18 protein-coding genes are annotated in these 18,000 nt (G+C 43.0%); 6 read left to right on the top strand and 12 right to left on the bottom strand.

Features of this window, described 5'->3' with window-relative positions:
* Window positions 1-159 precede the first annotated feature (159 nt).
* The 8 genes from IM515_RS19245 to IM515_RS19210 all read right to left on the bottom strand — a co-directional run bounded on the left by IM515_RS19245 (window position 160) and on the right by IM515_RS19210 (window position 8,609).
* Window positions 160-1,125, bottom strand: a complete 966-nt coding sequence (locus IM515_RS19245) for a permease (protein ID WP_287628565.1) — start codon at window positions 1,123-1,125, stop codon at window positions 160-162.
* A gap of 282 nt (window positions 1,126-1,407) precedes the next feature.
* A complete protein-coding gene (locus IM515_RS19240; protein ID WP_287628564.1) occupies window positions 1,408-2,745 on the bottom strand; it encodes an anthranilate synthase component I in 1,338 nt (445 codons plus the stop codon).
* 129 nt (window positions 2,746-2,874) lie between these two features.
* Window positions 2,875-3,252 (bottom strand): hypothetical protein, encoded by a 378-nt coding sequence (locus IM515_RS19235; RefSeq protein ID WP_002734118.1) that lies wholly within the window; start codon window positions 3,250-3,252, stop codon window positions 2,875-2,877.
* A gap of 36 nt (window positions 3,253-3,288) precedes the next feature.
* Complete coding sequence (locus IM515_RS19230; RefSeq protein WP_287628563.1) at window positions 3,289-5,007, bottom strand: ABC1 kinase family protein; 1,719 nt, start codon at window positions 5,005-5,007, stop codon at window positions 3,289-3,291.
* Between the two features lie 146 nt (window positions 5,008-5,153).
* Window positions 5,154-5,915 (bottom strand): HEPN domain-containing protein, encoded by a 762-nt coding sequence (locus IM515_RS19225; RefSeq protein WP_287628562.1) that lies wholly within the window; start codon window positions 5,913-5,915, stop codon window positions 5,154-5,156.
* Complete coding sequence (locus IM515_RS19220) at window positions 5,899-6,963, bottom strand: ParA family protein (protein ID WP_287628561.1); 1,065 nt, start codon at window positions 6,961-6,963, stop codon at window positions 5,899-5,901. Before IM515_RS19220 ends, IM515_RS19225 begins: the two co-directional genes overlap by 17 nt.
* A gap of 172 nt (window positions 6,964-7,135) precedes the next feature.
* Window positions 7,136-7,840, bottom strand: a complete 705-nt coding sequence (locus IM515_RS19215; protein ID WP_287628560.1) for a Uma2 family endonuclease — start codon at window positions 7,838-7,840, stop codon at window positions 7,136-7,138.
* Window positions 7,841-8,369: 529 nt separating this feature from the next.
* Complete coding sequence (locus IM515_RS19210) at window positions 8,370-8,609, bottom strand: hypothetical protein (protein WP_287628559.1); 240 nt, start codon at window positions 8,607-8,609, stop codon at window positions 8,370-8,372.
* Between the two features lie 126 nt (window positions 8,610-8,735).
* Between IM515_RS19210 and IM515_RS19205 the strand changes: the two genes are divergently transcribed.
* Window positions 8,736-9,002, top strand: coding sequence for a glutaredoxin family protein (locus IM515_RS19205; protein ID WP_287628558.1), 267 nt, complete (start codon window positions 8,736-8,738; stop codon window positions 9,000-9,002).
* A gap of 3 nt (window positions 9,003-9,005) precedes the next feature.
* Here IM515_RS19205 and IM515_RS19200 read toward each other — a convergent pair whose 3' ends face one another.
* Together IM515_RS19200 and IM515_RS19195 are read right to left on the bottom strand one after the other, a co-directional pair.
* The gene (locus IM515_RS19200) at window positions 9,006-10,187 is read right to left on the bottom strand and encodes a serine hydrolase (RefSeq protein ID WP_287628557.1); all 1,182 of its coding nucleotides are present in this window, start codon (window positions 10,185-10,187) and stop codon (window positions 9,006-9,008) included.
* A 27-nt stretch (window positions 10,188-10,214) separates the two neighbouring features.
* Complete coding sequence (locus IM515_RS19195; protein ID WP_287628553.1) at window positions 10,215-11,015, bottom strand: RNA methyltransferase; 801 nt, start codon at window positions 11,013-11,015, stop codon at window positions 10,215-10,217.
* Between the two features lie 36 nt (window positions 11,016-11,051).
* Between IM515_RS19195 and IM515_RS19190 the strand changes: the two genes are divergently transcribed.
* The 4 genes from IM515_RS19190 to IM515_RS19175 all read left to right on the top strand — a co-directional run bounded on the left by IM515_RS19190 (window position 11,052) and on the right by IM515_RS19175 (window position 14,647).
* The gene (locus tag IM515_RS19190; protein ID WP_002765473.1) at window positions 11,052-11,207 is read left to right on the top strand and encodes a DUF2256 domain-containing protein; all 156 of its coding nucleotides are present in this window, start codon (window positions 11,052-11,054) and stop codon (window positions 11,205-11,207) included.
* A 169-nt stretch (window positions 11,208-11,376) separates the two neighbouring features.
* Window positions 11,377-12,525 (top strand): glycosyltransferase family 4 protein, encoded by a 1,149-nt coding sequence (locus IM515_RS19185; protein ID WP_287628552.1) that lies wholly within the window; start codon window positions 11,377-11,379, stop codon window positions 12,523-12,525.
* A 9-nt stretch (window positions 12,526-12,534) separates the two neighbouring features.
* Window positions 12,535-13,869: a TrkH family potassium uptake protein gene (locus IM515_RS19180; protein WP_287628551.1), complete on the top strand. Its 1,335-nt coding sequence runs from the start codon at window positions 12,535-12,537 to the stop codon at window positions 13,867-13,869.
* A gap of 88 nt (window positions 13,870-13,957) precedes the next feature.
* A complete protein-coding gene (locus IM515_RS19175; protein WP_002732601.1) occupies window positions 13,958-14,647 on the top strand; it encodes a potassium channel family protein in 690 nt (229 codons plus the stop codon).
* A 203-nt stretch (window positions 14,648-14,850) separates the two neighbouring features.
* Here the strand turns inward: IM515_RS19175 and IM515_RS19170 are convergent, their stop codons facing one another.
* Window positions 14,851-16,449, bottom strand: a complete 1,599-nt coding sequence (locus tag IM515_RS19170) for a SpoIID/LytB domain-containing protein (protein ID WP_002765467.1) — start codon at window positions 16,447-16,449, stop codon at window positions 14,851-14,853.
* A 35-nt stretch (window positions 16,450-16,484) separates the two neighbouring features.
* On the opposite strand from IM515_RS19170, the gene IM515_RS19165 reads away from it, so the two are divergent.
* Window positions 16,485-16,637 (top strand): hypothetical protein, encoded by a 153-nt coding sequence (locus IM515_RS19165; RefSeq protein WP_287698135.1) that lies wholly within the window; start codon window positions 16,485-16,487, stop codon window positions 16,635-16,637.
* Window positions 16,638-16,724: 87 nt separating this feature from the next.
* Here the strand turns inward: IM515_RS19165 and IM515_RS19160 are convergent, their stop codons facing one another.
* Window positions 16,725-17,774: a hypothetical protein gene (locus IM515_RS19160; protein WP_002765465.1), complete on the bottom strand. Its 1,050-nt coding sequence runs from the start codon at window positions 17,772-17,774 to the stop codon at window positions 16,725-16,727.
* Window positions 17,775-18,000: the final 226 nt, after the last annotated feature.

Below are 18,000 nucleotides of genomic sequence, written 5' to 3'. Positions count from 1 at the left end.
TGATTGAATGAACCAATCATAGTCAATCCAATAATCACATCAATCATAGTTAAGACCGTTGGAAAATAGGGTTCGCAGGCGCACGGCTTTTCCATTATGAATATAATATCATGTCAAGTCGCCTTTGTCAAGAGAAAATTTTTCTGACCCGGAAGAAATTCAACCTAGATAAAAACTGAGGATTAGAGCCACTAAAAAAGTCATTAACAGGCATAAAATTCCGAAATAAAGGACGATTTTAGGACGGAAAGCTGATAGGAGGAGGATAAAAGCTTTAATATCAATGAGGGAAGCGACCAGTAAAAAAGCTAGAGTGGAACCCACGGACAGATTAGTAATTAAAGAACCGGGGACAAAAGTGCTAAGACTAGCATGAACAGGGAGGGTGACACCAAAAAACAACTGCACGAGAATTTGAGTAGCGGGACTATTCCCCCAGGCAATTAATTGACTCTGAGGTAATAATAGCTGAAAGACACTAGCAATCGCACAGCCTATAATTAATAATCCCCCTAATTCCAGTGCTTCATCGATAAAGTTATCGAGAAATAGCTGCAGAGAAATTGGCCAAGCTTGCCTATCTCTAGTTTTATACTCATAAACAAGACTGCCGACTCTTTGTAGGGGTTGACTGGCTGCTTCCTCTGGTAAAAAACTCCCGGAAAGAACTAAACTCGATTCTAGGGGAATTTCGCTATCGGTGCGGGGTTTTTCCCGATAGAAACTAAAGAGAGTTCCGATAACAATTGCCATTAACCAGACCGAAAGCGATCGATAGAAGAAAATACTAGAATAGGTGAAAGTCTGCCAAGTTAGCCAAAGAGTGACGATATTTAGGGTAGGTGCAGCGGTGAGAAAGCTAAACACCACTCCTGGAGGTACTCCCTCTAATAAGAATCTTCTAGCGACGGGAATCGTGCCGTATTGTCCGACCGGTAGGATTAATCCGATGGCACTGCCAACGATCGCTCCTAAGACTCGATTACGGGGAAATATCGCCGCTAATCGCTGTTTATTGACGAAAACCAGCAAAAAACTGGAAACGGCTGTCCCCAAAAGTAAAAAGGGAAGCGAGGTCAAGACTAAACTAAGAAAAAAAGTAACAGCGATAGAAATTTGATTCATGAATAGGGTTCAAGATCGGAAGCTATCCTACAAAATAGCAGATTAAGTAAAAAGTAAAAAGATCGGTTTTCGATGCAACAATAGGTAGCTGGTTATAATTAAATTAAACATTGATTTTAGCTTCGATCCCCCTAGCCCCCCTTGATAAGGGGGGAAGCCGAAGGCGGGGGGATACCCCTTGATAAGGGGGGATCGGTACCCCCCTTAATCTCCCCTTAATAAGGGGGGCATCTGATAATTTTTAATCCCTACCTACTTAGGTTAGTTTGTTGAAATCAAAAATTAAAAAGAACGTAAAGCGATTAATTGAGCCTCAGCTTTATGAAGGGATTCTAACCATTCTTTTTCGGGATCGCTATCAGCAACTATTCCCGCTCCCACCTGTCCCCAAACGGTGTTTAAATCCCCTTGAGTAGTCATTAATAGGGTACGGATGAGAATATTCAAATCTAAATGACCCCGTAGGTCAATATAGCCACAGGAACCATAGAATAAATTGCGTCGCATCGGTTCCAATTCTTCGATAATTTCTAGACAGCGAACTTTCGGACAACCGGTAATTGTTCCCCCGGGGAAAAGAGCTTTAATTAAATCAATAGCATGATACTTTTTATCTAATTTTCCTTGAACATTACTGACCAAGTGCATAACATGACTATAACGCTCGATCGTCAGTAATTCATCCACATCAACCGATCCCCATTCACAAACTCTACCCAGATCATTACGTTCTAGATCTACTAGCATAATATGCTCAGCCCGTTCTTTTTTATTAGTTAATAGTTCCTCGGCTAATTGTCGATCGAGTGCCTCGGTTTTACCCCGGGGACGAGTTCCAGCGATCGGTCTAGTGCTGGCTATTCCTCTTTCTAATTTCACCAATCTTTCGGGAGAACAACTAATCATTTCTCCCCAAGGAGTGCGCCAATAGCTGGCAAAAGGAGAAGGGTTTATCTGTTGTAAACTGCGATAAATTTGCCATCCTTTTGCCCTAGTTGTGCTTTGAAATCTTAGGGATAAATTTGCTTGAAAAATATCACCTTTTCTGATATAATCTAAGGCTTTTTTAACAGCTTTTTCGTAGTCGAGTTGAGAAGTATAAAAGATTAAGGGAGAGGGATGAGGATCGATGAACTCAAAATCGGGGTTAGTGGTTAAAGATTGTTCGTATTTATCTAAATCTTCGGGTTTAGTGGCAGCTAACCAGAGAATTTGTGCTTGGTGATCGAGAATGGCAAAACTATCCGGTTCATACCAATAAGCGACGGGAAAAGGGAGAGTATCAGCTTTCCTGTCCGGTAATTTTTCTATTTCCCAAGCTAAATCGTAGCCTAACCACCCCAACCAACCGCCATGGAAGGGAAGATGATCGGGAAGAACATCGGATCGGGTTTGGGGGAGTAAACTGCTTAAAAAGGGCAAAATTTCCCCTAGTGCGGGGGTCCAAAGCTGACGCGGGGAACCAGCACAAAGAGAGTAACGGGAGAGGGAATTACCCGGATAGGGACTTTCTAGTAAAGTAGCGATCGCATCTTGGCAGAATAAGCAGGCAAAAACCTCGGAACCAGTGCGCTGATGCAGAGGAAGCGATCGCCAATGCCATGCTAAAGGTTTTTGCATCTAAAATCGCGGGCCAAAATAGCTGGGAAATTGGGTATAACTAGGGTTTTGGTGTTAGTTGTGGGGGAGTTGATCTTTCCTATCTGCTAACACCTATTATCTTAGTCCTAAATGTTTGCTGCCTCCTAATTATCCCCGATAATCGAGGTCAATTTCTTTAGAACCGCCGCGCTGTAATTGACCTAATAATTCCCCTAACTGACTCCAAACCAAACCACCAATAAAGATAGTCATGGGGAGAGAGATAGCGTAGGCAACCCAACCATTGAGAATAAATATATCTAATCCCGAGGCCAGGAAAAGACAGATTCCTACACAAATACCAATAAAAGGAATTTGTAAGGAACTGGATTTTAAAAGATTTTGATCGTCTGAACCCTTATTTTTATACCAATTGTTAACCACTTGCTTGAGACTAGCTTCAAAAGCGGCCCCGCAGGTAATACCGATAAATAAACCGGCAAAAACTAGAAAATAGGGCGGTTGGGGCAGAAAATAATAATCCATAGAAAAAGTGATTAACCGATGATGACCTTAAACACTTTAACGCGAACTGGTTTCTCGCGGAAGGACAGCGGCCACACCTTGGGACGATAATTCCCGAAAAGCGCTCATGGCCACATCCAAGAGTCGCCGCGGTTGCAATTCTCCTTGAATTAAACCCCAGAGACGTTGCACTTCGGCGGTATGGAGACGGTCATCTTCCGTTAAAGCTAATAGCAATTGACGACGCAGATAACGACCTTCTTCCGAGAGAAGAAAAGTGATGCCTAATTGCGCGGTGGGCAGTAAATCGAAGTTACTTTCCGAGCGAGCCATTGTAATCATGTTTTCTAGGCGTTGCCACTGGAATTTACCGTCTTTGAACAGCACATCCAGTAAACGCCGCCGCAGTTGGGGCGATTCCCCAGTCAGGAGACGTTTAGCGACGTAGGGATAGGCTACTTGGACGATTTTGAAGTCAGGATCGAGGGTAAGGGCCACCCCTTCTTGGGTGACGAGGGAACGAATAATCAGGGCGAATTTGGCGGGAATCCGGAAGGGATATTGGTACATCAATTCGGAGAAATCATCGGTAATAGTGCGGAAATTGAAGTCACCGACCCTTTGACCGATGGCATTGCCTAAAACTCGTTCTAGGGCTGGAATAATGGGTTTTATATCCGTTTCTGGGGTTAAAAATCCCAGTTTGACAAAGTTGGCGGCCAGGTTTTCGTAGTCTTTGTTAATTAAATCGACGACGCAACTAGCGAGGGTTTCTTTAGTTTCCTCCTCTAACTGGTCCATCATGCCAAAATCGATATAGGCCATGCGACCATCAAAGGTGGCGAAAAGATTACCCGGATGGGGATCAGCGTGGAAAAAGCCGTGTTCGAGGAGTTGCTGTAATCCAGAGGTTACGCCGATTTTAACGATACTATTGGGGTCTAATCCTAAAGCTTTGATATTCTCGGTATCGGTGAGTTTATAGCCATCAATCCATTCTAGGGTGAGGACGCGGCGACCACTATAACGCCAGTAGATACTGGGAACTTTAACTTCGGGGTTATTTTGGAAGTTGGTGGCGAATTTTTCAGCGTTGCGACCTTCGTTTTGATAGTCGATTTCCTCAAAGAGTTTGGTTCCGAATTCATCGACAATCAGGGTGAGGTCATGGCCGAGATTGAGGGGTAATAAACGACCGAATTTTTGGGCAGCCCAGCGCATTAGGTATAAATCGAGGCTTAAAAGCGCTCGCAGCCCCGGTCTTTGCACTTTAACGGCTACTTCTTCGCCGGTGGGTAGAATAGCTTTATAAACCTGTCCTAAACTAGCGGCAGCCACAGGGGTGGGGGATATTTCCCGATAGGCTTTTTCTACAGGCATTCCCAATTCCGTCTCGATAAGGGCAAAAGCGATGTCGTTATCGAAGGGGGGAAGTTGGTCTTGCAGTTTAACTAATTCGTCTAAAAAGTCTTTGCGAACGAGGTCGGGGCGGGTAGAGAGAGCTTGACCGACTTTGATGAAGGTGGGACCCAAACGGGTGAGAATTTGCCTAAGTTCGCTGGCACGCTTGTATTTATTGGCTTCTTCTTGCTTTGTCCATTTGTCCCAGAGGAGACTGAGGAGAAATAATCCTAAAGACCAAGTAATCACGAAAGCGCGACCGAACAATTGCCAAGGTTTGTAACGGTATTGTTGAGCGATCGCTTCTGCACTGTAAGGAGTGAACTGTGTTTCTTCTCGTTTCCGGTCAGTTTGACTGTCTTGATGCCGACTCACTAGCTAATCTCTATATATCTTACGCCACTTGATATTGTAGCTAAGTTCTTGACATCAGTATACAAAACTACACATTATTTAATAATTGTTATAGTTCCCTGAGAAATCATAAGTATTTATGGCTGGACTGCCGGGGAAATTCTCGGCTAGTGGATGTCCTCAAGTACCTGATGGATATTTTCAACAAGCTGTTCTATAAAGGTAACGGCATCATTAACGAGATTTTCATCGATATTCCAGCGACTGCCAATGCCATAACTCGGGTCTATATCAGCTTCGTGGGCGATTTTGTTCCTTCGATCAACAATTATGCTAAGTTGGCTTTTAATATCTTTGGCTGGTTTATTTAGTTTGCTGGCCACTTCTTCCCACAATTTCTTGGCTGAAATTAATCTAATGGCCTCCGCTATCTTGTCCGGTTGTTGAAAGCTTTTATATCTGAGGTTTTCTCTAATTTCAGTCTCTAGCCAATAATTACTATTAAGTTTGTTGGTGAGGAGATTTTCAATCATTGGTAGTACCTCGGAAATTGAGTGAGATTCTTGACCAAAAAAAGAACCGTAGTTTTGTTGAATTTCGTTCTCTAGCCAAGAGCTAATACTAATAGCTATCAATCGTTCTTGTCGTGCGCCATCCAAGGAGACTTGAAAACGAGAAAAGGCAGATTGAGAACTGTTAGGAGTGGGAGAAGGTTCTGAACGTTGGCCTCGATAAATTTCTAGCATTCCTAGAGTAACCACTTCGTGAATATAATAATCTAAAGCGCTCACAGTCAGGACTAAAGCGGCTCTGAGGATATCCGATACATCTAGGGCCGAAGTAGTCTGAGATTTGAGGGAATTGTGGATAGCGATCAAGTCACGAACGCGGGCAATGCTAAGGCGAAATTGTTCAATTGCTAACTGCATAAATCTCGGAGGTAAGACCGATAACTTTGTCTGCCAAGTCAGAAAAAATATTTTTAAATTCTTCTTGTTTTTCTTGGGCTTTATCTAACACTTTACCTTGCCATTCTAATTGTTCAGCAGTTAGCGCAAAAACAGGCACTTGATGCTTTTGAGAACTGGCAATAAGACTATTAAAATTAGGAATTTTTACTAGAGTACAGCAGTCTGGTACACCATTCTTGTCGTAGATAAATTTCGGTAGCATCATGCCATTTTTTTCTAGGGCTGGAATCATTTTATCGCCAATATTTTTCTCGATTTCGTTAATCCAGTTTTGAAAAGCTTTTGTTTCTTGACCACCTCTGATTCGATAGTTCTGAACAATAGTTCCCAAAAAATGTAGGTTAACTTCGGGGAAGGGATAGTTGGCGGTTTTGAGAATTGGTAAAGCACTAGCTGCCTTAGCCCATTGGTGCCACTTAGGCAATATTTTAGCTAAAGAATCGATAGCCATAACCGAGAAAAAATCTGGCGTGGTTGGCACAATAAAAAAGTTACTGGTCATCAGTATATTTTGATTGATTGACCCCAAACTGGGACTCATATCGATTAAAATATAGTCAGCTTGAAATCTTTCGGCAGTTTTGTCTAATAAATATGTAATCGCACCGGGGATATTTTTTAAAGCCTGAATTGACCCACTAAGTTCTTGAGCAATACCTAGGGTAACTTCATATTCAGCTAACCCCACATGACCGGGCAATAGAAATAAACGATCACGACCATCAATAGGAATACAGTCCACAGCTTCAATTAATCTCGGTTGAGACTCAAAAGCAGGTGCTAAAGCTGTTTTAATATTAGAGTAAGTATTGTAGATTGCTTGTAGTCTTTCCTCCCTATCTTCACTTTCATTAGTCAAAGCCATACCAGTTAAGTTACATTGGGGATCGGTATCGACAATAATTACTCTTTTGCCCTTCTCAGCAAGCATCCAACCAAGGTTAAAAGTGGTTGTAGTTTTGCTCACTCCACCTTTATGATTAAAAAAAGCTATTTTTTGCACCATGGCATTAATTATATTTGAAGATTGTTGCCCTTGGTCATTATTGTAACATCAGTGTGGAGATTTTGCCATGATTTCTAGGCTAGAATCAGAGTTTCGGATTACTCGTTTTAATGCCTAGCAATTAAGGAAAAATTGCGCCATGGTTTCCACCCTAACACCCCCAACCGGATATTTAAGCAATTTCCTCGGGATTAATGCCCAATTCTCGCAGCTTTTGGGCTAATTTTTCTGCCCGTTGTTGTTCTCTTTCTTTGGCTAATCTTTCCTGTTCTTTGGCTAATCTTTCCTGTCGGGCCGACTCTTGAGGGGTGGGAACCAATTCACCTGATTCGGTGAAATAGCGTAATTTATTGGCAAAAATTCCTAAATATAATCCCAGTTGCTTACTCCATAAATAACCGTTTTCATTGGGGGTAATCGGTTGGTATTGTCCCTCGATTAAAGTGAATCCTTGCCATTCTAAGGTATTAGGATCAAACCAAAAATATTCAGGAGTCCGGAAAGTATGCTGATATAGTTCCTTTTTGGCTTTTCTGTCCACATTAGCGGTGGAATCGGAGAGAATTTCGATGATTAGATTGGGATATTTACCCCCTTCTCCCCAGACAACCCAACTTTTCCGGGGACGTTTCTCTGTATCTAAAACCACGAAAAAATCTGGTCCACAAAAATCTCGCTGTTTCAGTTGTCTTTCGTTATAATAAATAGTCAAATTACCCGAGGCATAGTAATCGTTTCTATCTTGCCAGAGCCAATCAAGACAAGATAATAATAAAATAATTTGTTGTAAATGCAGATCACTTTCCACGGGTGGTTCATCACTCCATAAATCGGTGGGAGGACAGACAATATCAGTAGCAATATCTAGGGTTGTCATCTTTTATAAACCCATTGAGTCAATTTGGGGTGATTCTAGCAACAAGCGACAATCAATACAATTATATTATAAGTCTGATTGTTTTGCTTGGGGTGCATCTCATTTTTTTTTGTAAATCTACTAATTTGGGATTTTTAAGGGGAAACTTTCTCCTAAAATCGGTCGCTACTTTCGGTTTTATCACTCAATCCAAGCTTTTGGGTAGGGTTGATTCATAGTAGGGTTGATTCATGAATCAACCCTACCCAAACCCCCCGTTGGGACCCAAACCCCGGAGCGCATTAGTTTTTCGGTGGGATGCTTACACGCGATTGTTCATATTTTTGTACTAATTTAAGAGTCACTGATAATTGCTAATTGTCGGTATTTCTGCATAAGTGGGATGCACTCCTTAATCTTCCGCTCGGTATTAGGGAGATTTTTGTCAAGTCTGAACTCGAATTACTTAACAATTCGGTGAAGGTGAATCAACGAGAGCCGTTAATCTTTATTAAGGAGGGTTTGCCCTCAATCCCCTTGGTTTAAGGACTTATAAAAACCAGAAGAAAGCAACTAAAATAGCAGTGAGAGTGGCGGCAAAAATGAGAGCGTATTCAATTTTTTGATTGATAATACCAATAACCATGACTAGGGTAATTGCCAGAAGAAACACACCGATATAGACTAGATCTTGAGAACCTGAATTAACTAAGTTATTATTTAAAGTCGGTGTGGGTGTGGGAGTTTGTAGAATTGTTGATGAGAGACTAATCGTGGAGGTAATGAACATAAGTAAGTAGTTATAATTAAATTGAAGATAGATTTTGCCTCTGATCCCCCCTACCCCCCTTAATAAGGGGGGTGCCGATAGGTGGGGGGATCTGACAACTTTTAACACCTACCTACTTAAATATTTATGCCTACCATAGAACTAATTCTATACAGTAAACCGGACTGTCATCTTTGCGAAGGGTTGCTAGAAAAACTAGAAAAAATCCGTCAACCGGAGTGGCAGTTAGAAATTAGGGACATTACCAGTCGAGAGGATTGGTTTAACGCTTATCAGTACGAAATCCCCGTCCTCTGTCAAAAACTGGCCACGGGGGAAAAAATCCTTCCTCGTCTTTCCCCCCGGGCAAATGCCGAACAATTGGCCCGTCTTTTAGCCAATAATTTAACCTAGGGGCTAATTACCCGGACTAGGACTAACGACTGGACTCGGAGAGGGAGAAGACTGGGGGACTGGTTGCGGTTTGGCTGCGGGTTGAGTTTGATACCATTTAAAGTGTTGGTAGGCCGTGCGCGATATTTGTTGAATCAGAGTCCTAGCGTTACTATCATTGTGGGGACGTTTCACCATCACTGCTCCTAGATAGCGTTTCCCGTTGGGCATATCAATAATCCCCGCATCCGCTAACATCGAGCCAATATCACCGGTTTTATGGGCAATATCGGCGGATTTCTCGATACCTTGCGGCAGCAGGGTGCGAGTGCGCGTTTCCTGCATAATATTCAATAGACGATCGCGGGAACGTAAACTGAGTAATTCCCCTTGATTAACTTTTCCTAAGATTGTCACCAAATCTCTCGGACTTGTGGTATTGGTTCCTTCCAAGTCTGGTAAAGGGTTATTAATTACCGTACTGGTCAAACCCCAAGCTTGAAAACGCTGATTAAGAGCCTTTTTGCCGCCCATGCGCTTAATTAACATATTAGTAGCGGTATTATCGCTAATTACGTTCATTTTAGTGGCGGTTTCTAGGGCAGTATAGGTTTTATTCACTCCTAGATACTGCATATCCCCGGACCCACTGGCCAGGACATCCTTAGTGGCCACAAGGGTTTCATCGAGACGAATTTTTCCCGCATCCACATCCTCAAAAAAGGCCACCAGGATCGGGATTTTAATCGTACTAGCGGCGGCAAAAATAGTATCTCCGCGAAAATTAGCGTAAGCACCGTTATCGAGGTCAATAAATAATGCTCCTGCCTGTAATTTCGGATATTTGACCGCTAAAGCCTGTAATTTCTGGTTAAGGCTGCTGAGATTTTCGTTTAAAACTAAGGTGGTCGGTTTTGGGGTGACGGGTTTGGGAGTCGGGGAATTAGTAGCGGTGGGTTTTGGGTGTAGGGGTAATTTGCTCGGATCCACCACCGTTAAAACCGTACCAGCGATCGCACCTAAACCGACACCAAGGATAGAGAAGCGAAGAACCTGAAGGAGAAAAGAAGCGATTAGGTTGGGTTTACGCTGTTTTTTTGCCCTTTTAACGGGTACAGACCTTTTTTTATTGTTTGAGTCCAGGGACCTAGGGGACCCTGGACTAGATTGAACTTTAGTAGGACGACGAGTTACTTGACGAGTCACGGTTTTCCTCAAGGGTATCCAGATTTATTATCGATCGCTAGGAGAATTTTTTTTCTTGCCCTTGAGACTATCAAGACCGAGAAAAAGTTGCCCGATACTTTCAATATGACCGATAATGCCCCGCAGCAGGGCTAATTCCTCCACCGTGGGACGGGCCCGATGATAAAATTGCCGGAATTTCTCCATCCTAGCGGCGGCGGTGTGGGGGTAAAGATAGCCAATTTTGAGCAAAAAGCTCTCTAAGTGCTGATAATAGCCTTCTAGAGCCTCAAAAGTGGCATTAGGGAGCATTTCTAACGGGGGTTCGAGCCTATTTTCCGTGGCCATTTGGTACAGTTCGTAGGAGCAAACCGCCACCGCTTGGGCGAGATTGAGGGAGGAATATTGAGGATTAGCGGGAATACCGACAAAACGCTGGGCGTGGTTCAGTTCGCTGTTACTTAAACCCCGGTCTTCTGGCCCGAAAATTAAGGCCGATTCTAGGTTAGGGGTGAGTAACCAGGGTAAGGCGGTCCGGGGTGTTTCAAGGGGAGTATTCAGGTGACGGGGTTTCGAGGTGGTGGCAATGATGCGATGACAACCCTGCAAAGCTTCCCCCAGGGTGGCTACCTGTGAACAGTTTTCTAGGACTTCAATCCCGTGTACTGCCATGCGTCGCGCTTCTTCTGCAAGGATATCACAGGCGGGATTGACGATAATTAAGCGACTTAAGCCCATATTTCGCATAATTCTGGCAGTGGAACCCACATTTAAGGCTCCGGCTGGTTCAACTAAAATAATTCTCAGGCGATCGAGTGGGGAACTCTGATTATTTTCATCTACACTCATAGATAAGGCGCAGTTTTTGACTTTTTAATTTTAATCATGGCACGTCAGCCCTCGAAGTCCGATCTTCCCAGTAAAATTTGTCCCGTTTGCGGTTTATCCTTTACTTGGCGCAAAAAGTGGCAAAACTGTTGGCATGAGGTCAAATACTGTTCGGAACGCTGTCGTCGTCGCAAGTCCTCGGTGAATCAGTAAAAAGCCGAGAATTTTAACTATCAAATAGGCACTCTTGCAAAAGGCAATTTTTAGCTGAGGACTTAGATGGGTAATTAATTTTGCTGAGGTACTCTATTAGCTTTTAATTTTACGGTTAATTTAGTAAGCTGATACTTGGCTAAATTAACTTTTTCTTAAGAGAATCTCAATGCACATTGCCTGGTTAGGAAAAAAATCTCCTTTTTGCGGTAACGTTACCTATGGGCGAGAAGTGACTAATTCCCTGCTCGATCGAGATTATCAAGTCAGTTTTCTACATTTTTCTTCCGAAAAACCCACCGTAAGCGATTGGCCTGACTTTTACGACGAAATCACCCTGCCACGTCTCTATAGTTCCCAAGTCTATACTATTCCCACCCTGAAATCGAGTCGGGTTCTACAGGATAAACTCAGGGAACTGAAACCCGATCTAGTTCATGCGTCCTTACCCCTGTCTCCCCTCGATTTTCTGCTACCGGAAATTTGTGAGTCTTTAGATTTGCCTCTGGTGGCGACTTTTCACCCGGCTTTTGATAGTAAAATTCGCAATCTCATCTCTAGTACCCAATTATTAACCTACCAACTACACGCCCCTTTTTTAGCTAATTACGATAAGGTAATTATTTTTTCCACCTCTCAACGGGATTTTTTAGTTAAATTGGGGGTTCCCGAAGAAAAATTAGCAATTATTCCCAATGGGGTTGATGTTAATAAGTATTGTCCAGGTCCCTCGAATATTAAAGCTCAATATAATGCCGATTGTTTATTTGTTTATCTCGGTCGGATCATGCCGGAGAAAAATGTAGAATCTTTATTGAAAGCTTGGAAAAAAACCAATTTAGGGGATAGATGCAAACTGCTCATTGTGGGCGATGGTCCGTTAACTCCTTCCCTTAAACCTTTTTATGGAGAAGAAGATGGTATTATCTGGTTAGGTTTTATCGGCGATGAAAATAAACGAATTGAAATTTTGCGCGGGGTTGACGGCTTTATTTTACCCTCTTTAGTGGAGGGTTTATCGATTTCCCTCTTGGAAGCGATGGCCTGCGGTGTTGCTTGTCTGGCTACGGATGTGGGTGCCGATGGGGAAGTGTTAAAAGGTGCGGGAATAGTTCTAGATACTAAAGGACTAATTACCCAATTAAAAACTATCTTGCCTGTATTACGAGATCATCCCGAATTAACCACAATTTTAGGTCAAAAAGCCCGTCAAAGAGTTTTAGACTCTTATACTCTTAGCAAAAATATCGATCGCTTACAGTTAGTTTATCAAGAAGTGTTAGCCCAAAAACAATCTTCTCTTAGCTACTTTCACTAAGGAATTTATATGACGATTGCCCGGACAATTTGCTTGGGATTTATTGCGGTAATTTTAGCGGGAACTTCCCTGTTGATGTTGCCTGTTTCTACCACTAGCGGCACTTGGAATGATCCAATTGTTGCCCTCTTTACCTCCACTTCTGCTGTCTGTGTCACGGGTTTAGCAGTGGTAGATACGGGTACTTATTTTTCTTTTTGGGGTCAATTATTTATCGCTTTATTAATTCAAGTGGGTGGACTGGGATATATGACCACTACCACTTTTTTAATGTTATTAATTGGGCGAAAATTTGACCTGAGACAGAAGTTAGCGATTCAAGAATCCTTTGATCGACCTTTCCTACAAGGTAGTCAAAGTTTAATGAAATCAGTGATTGCTACTACTCTAGTTTTTGAGTTAACAGCAACTTTAGTTATGTTAACTGTCTTCGCCCAAAAGTATGATTTTAGAGATGCGGTGTGGTTATCTTTATTTCATAGTATTAGTGCTTGGAATAATGCGGGTTTTGGCTTGTTTAAAGATAACTTAATGTCCTATCAGTCTTCAATTATTATTAACTTATCTATCACAGGATTGATCATTTTTGGAGGTATCGGCTATCAGGTAATTATCGAGTTTTACACTTGGTTTATTTACCGCTTTCAATATAAACGAAAAGGCTTTGTTTTTTCCCTTAACTATAAAGTTGCTATCAGCACAACTATATTTTTATTAGTGATAGGAACCTTGGCTTTTTTACTTACTGAACAGGGAAATGGTGACACTTTAGCTAATTTATCACTTAAAGATAAATTGCTGGCCGCTTGGTTCCAATCGGTAACATCGAGAACAGCCGGATTTAATACCATTGATATTGGTAAAATTTCCGTAGAAGGTTTATTAATTACCATGGCTCTCATGTTTATAGGAGCCAGTCCTAGCGGTACAGGGGGAGGTATTAAAACCACAACTGTTAGGATTTTATATAATTGTACTCGCTCGGTTTTAAGAGGTCGTGAAGAAGTGACTCTTTATCAAAGACGCATTCCTATGCCGTTAATTTTAAAGTCAATGGCGGTGGTTTTTGGTTCGGTTATAGCGATTATTGTCTCCACCCTAGCCATCTCATTTGTGGAGACAGATTTTCAAATGATTCAGCTGTTTTTTGAGGTAGTTTCTGCCTTTGGAACTGTCGGCCTATCTATGGGGATAACCGCCGCTTTATCGCCGATTTCTAAGTTAATTATTGTTTTTATGATGTATCTGGGACGGGTAGGAGTTATACTTTTAATAGCGGCTATCATCGGCGATCCGAAACCAACAGTTATTAATTACCCCGAAGAAAACCTTTTAGTGGGATAATTAATATCAGTTATCAGTTATCAGTTTCTCCTGTCTCCTCACTCATTGATACTAGCATTTTAAATGCGTAACAGCTTCAATTAAAATTATGCAATCAATTAAATTTTTTAGTAGTATGCGTCCCCAAAATCGTCAATTTGCCGTCATCGGATTAGGCAGATTTGGGCGCGCCGTTTGTGAAACCCTACGCAAACAAGGTTATCAGGTGGTAGGGACAGATATTGACGAAGGATTAGTAGCGCAAGCGTTATCTGATCGGATAGTAGATAATGCGATCGAGCTTGATTCTACCAAACCTAACGCCCTGCGAGAAGCGGGAATTTTTGAAACCGATACGGTGATTGTCGCTATTGGTAAATACGTGGAAGAAAGTATCATTACTACTCTCAATTGTAAGGAAGCGGGGGTTAATTTTGTCGCCGCTAAAGCCTCCACAGAAATCCATGGAAAATTACTCAAAAAAGTTGGTGCAGATTTAGTAGTTTTTCCCGAATACGATGCTGGTTGTGAGTTAGCGCACCGTTTAACTAGACCATCAATTTTAGAACGATTTGATCTCGATCCCGAACATAGTATTGTCGAGTTAAAAGTCCCGGAAGCTTTTCACGGTAAAACCCTAGCAGAGTTAGAAATTCGTAATCGTTATGGGTTAAATATTGTCGCTGTCGGTAATGCGGAAAAATTCAAGATTAACCCCAATCCCCAAGAAAGATTACACAAGGATTTAGCAATGGTGGTAATTGGTTCTAACCGAGATATTCAGCGTTTACCGATGTAGAATTTAGTCAAATATTTGCTCTACTCAGGGTATGCTGAAAAAGTTTTTCGTGGGGTGTAGGGAGTGGGAAATGGGGAGATGGGGAAGCTGTCTCATCACCCCATTTCCCTATCACCCTATCTCCTAACTGCTACCTGTTGCCCCTTGCCTCTTGCCTTCAGAAACTGATAACTGATAACTGATAACTGATAACTGATAACTGATTAATTTCCTCGCCAAAAGATAATCGAATTATTGAGAGGTTGGATGGTGGTGCCGGGATAATAGAAAGCGAGAATTTGTTCGGGAGACCAACCCAAACGGGCTAAATTATAGGAACCAAATTGACTTAATCCTACCCCGTGGCCGAAACCGCCACCAATAAAGTTATAACCCTGGATCTGTCGATTGGTATCGTAGATAGGATCGATGTAGAATAGGGTACTGCGAGGCGGTCCAAAAGCGCTACGCACCTCATTTTTATAGAGTTCCAAAATCCCCTTATCGGTTTGAATGGTCATAGTCAGAATCCGACCAGAAGGAGAGCGCTTAGTCACTTCCATCCATTGGATTTTCTGGAAGTCGGCGAGGGGATGTTTGCGCCGTGTTAGATAGGTTTCTAGGTCTTGACTCAAATCGGCTAAAGAAGCTTGTTTTTGCCAGCGAAAAACCCGTCGGCCTGTCTCATTGAAACCATCTTTAAGATTAATAAACTGGCGAAAAGTTGTCTCATTAGCGAGGGATTGTTTCGACAGATCCCAAACTCGATTAGGGGAGTCCACCACTGCCCGGAGATAAGGTCTTTCTTCCCCATCCCAAACATCACTAAAGAGGGCAGTTACTCCGCCGGTGGTGGAGGAATAAAGGGCATCCACTAACTCATTTTGGTAGGTTAAAACCAGGCCTTGGGTGGCTGCGATCGCTTGATCAGCCCGGGGATTAGTTCCCGTCAATCCATAATAAACTTGACAATGGGTATCGGCACAGAGTTCGTAATTATCGGCTTGAAAACGGCGGAGATTGCGGAGGGCGTAGGTACGGGCGATAATAGTTTGCGCCTGGGTGGCACTTTCTGGGGCATCATGACCGATTTCGTGGGGTACAACCCCACGCAGGTAGGTTTCGAGGGGAACGTTATTAACCAGGGTAAAAGTGCCGTAGGCGTTGGGCTGTAGGCGCATAGTTCCACCGTACAAACGTACCTGATCGGGGCTATGGGTAACTTGAATCAGGTTTTTTTGGCTCTCGATTTCCAATTCTTTGGGAAAATAGCGCACCCCGTTGATCTGGAAAGAAACTTGCGGCTTTTCTTTGAGTAAAACACTATTAATATAGGGTTGATTGTAGCCTTTGGTTTGCAAACTGGTCAGCAACCAACGTCGCACTAGGGGATTTTCATAAACTTCTCGCTTTGCCCAAACCTGCCAGCGTCCGGGTTGGGTAATTTCCACTTTAATGCCCATTTTTGCCCAATTTTTGGCGCTATTTTCGGCGGTTTCAAAGGTGGCGTGGTCGCTTAAAATGACTTTTTCTTGGAGGATGGGAGAAGCGAGGGGACGGGGAATAACTTCTAATTGTAGGCGATTGGTTTGCAGGGTTTGGGATTGGCCATCTTCTCCCACCATGCGGAGGGTGAGATTATCATCACTGGTACTGCTCAGGGTTAATTTTTCCTTGGCTTCATCGCCAAAACGTTGGACAATGCCCACTCTCAGAAGCACATCCTTGGCCATAGCGGCAGGAATTAGGGTTAAACTGAGCAAGATCGCCGCAGTTATAGAACCGATGCTAATTATTGGTTTTTTTTCCTTGATTTTTAGCATAAAGTCAAGTATCTGTTAATAAGTTTTCATAAAAGTTGACGATATTCAGAAATTATAGCAGCAAGCCGTTAGGGGTTAGGAAGTGGGGAAGTGGGGAAGTGGGGAGGTGGGGAAGTGGGGAAGTGGGGAAGTGGGGAAATGGGGAAATGGGGAAGTGGGGAAATGGGGAATTTCAGCTAAAACCCTAAAACCCTAACACCCTAACACCCTAAAACCCTAACACCCTAACACCCTAAAACCCCAACACCCTAAAACCCCAACACCCAACAAAGCGTCTAACTTCCTCCATCGCTGATAATGCGTAAACGTACCATTTTTTGCCCACCTTCATCCAGTTCTACTTCGATCACTTCACTGGTTAAACTTTCCAAACAGGTTAACATCGATCGCAGATGGGGATTACTTGCTCCCGTATCCACATAGAGGCGATCGGACAAACTACCCAAACGTTTCCAAGTAGTATAAAGTTTAGCCACGGCCTGCTCTAATTGTGTGGCTTGTTTAACCAGATCCGCCGCCGTATTTAGACAATCGACGCGCAAAGCTTCTTCTAGAGCCATTTCAATATCTAAATTACCCCGTCGGAGAGTTTGTACTTGGGCCGCCGCATCGAGATATTTGGCTAAACTGCGTGCTTCCGAGGTGATTAATTTTACCGTATCTACATCGGGATTAGCGGCGATTTCTTGACGGAGAGTGTCGATATGAGTATCGGGTAACTTTTCTAATTCTTTCACTAGGGGAGCGAGATGACGCGCCGGTAAACTACCATCGCTGGCTTTTTCCTTCACCTCATCGGGTAGTAAATCTGAACTCATCGCCGTCCATTCATCGGCCAATTGCTTCACCTCCCGACGAGTAATTCTCTCCCCTTGTCGGGCCGCATCACTGACTAATTTTTGAATTTCGGGGGCAGATTTGGCCGTTTCTACGAAGGCCCGTTTACTAAAATTATTGATACTATCGGGATCCAGTTGTCCTTCTGCGAGGAGAGTATCGGCACTATTAGCCAATTGAATCAGAGCATAAGCTTGACTTTTAGTGATTTCTCGCTGTTTTAACCAGTTTAAAAAGCCCGTACCGCGACTATCACCGCCTTGCTTCTCCCGGTCGCGAATAGCTCGCAAAATTCGCCCCCGCCAGATTTCCGTTTGCAAATCAAAGCGATCGCAGACTTTCCAAAAAGAATCCAGTTGCTGCTGAAAATCATGATCTTGGATGGTTTCATCTTCGGGATCCGGCAGTTGAAAGTTAAACTCTAGAGGCGTTTCAAAGGCATCAATGATCGCGGAGGTGTCGGAGGGGAACGTCGCAGCATCAACCATATATGATAGACTCGGCAGTTAATCAGGCATTTTATCTTAACTCGCTCAGGCAACCCCCGACAAGCCGATTAATCTTCAGGTAAAACCGTTCTATTAGGTAGAGTCGAGGGATGGTATTACCCATCGCCCCTCTCTGTTAGAACCGTGCTTGCGGGTTTCCCAGCACACGGCTCCCGAATGAATTATTTGCTCATGTGTATGTAATCGTGGCAACTTTCGTGAACCG

It is taken from the genome of Microcystis sp. M44BS1 (assembly GCF_020244875.1).
Lineage (GTDB): Bacteria > Cyanobacteriota > Cyanobacteriia > Cyanobacteriales > Microcystaceae > Microcystis > Microcystis panniformis.
Note: the sequence above shows the minus strand (reverse complement) of the source record. Positions and strands in the feature narration are given on the sequence as shown.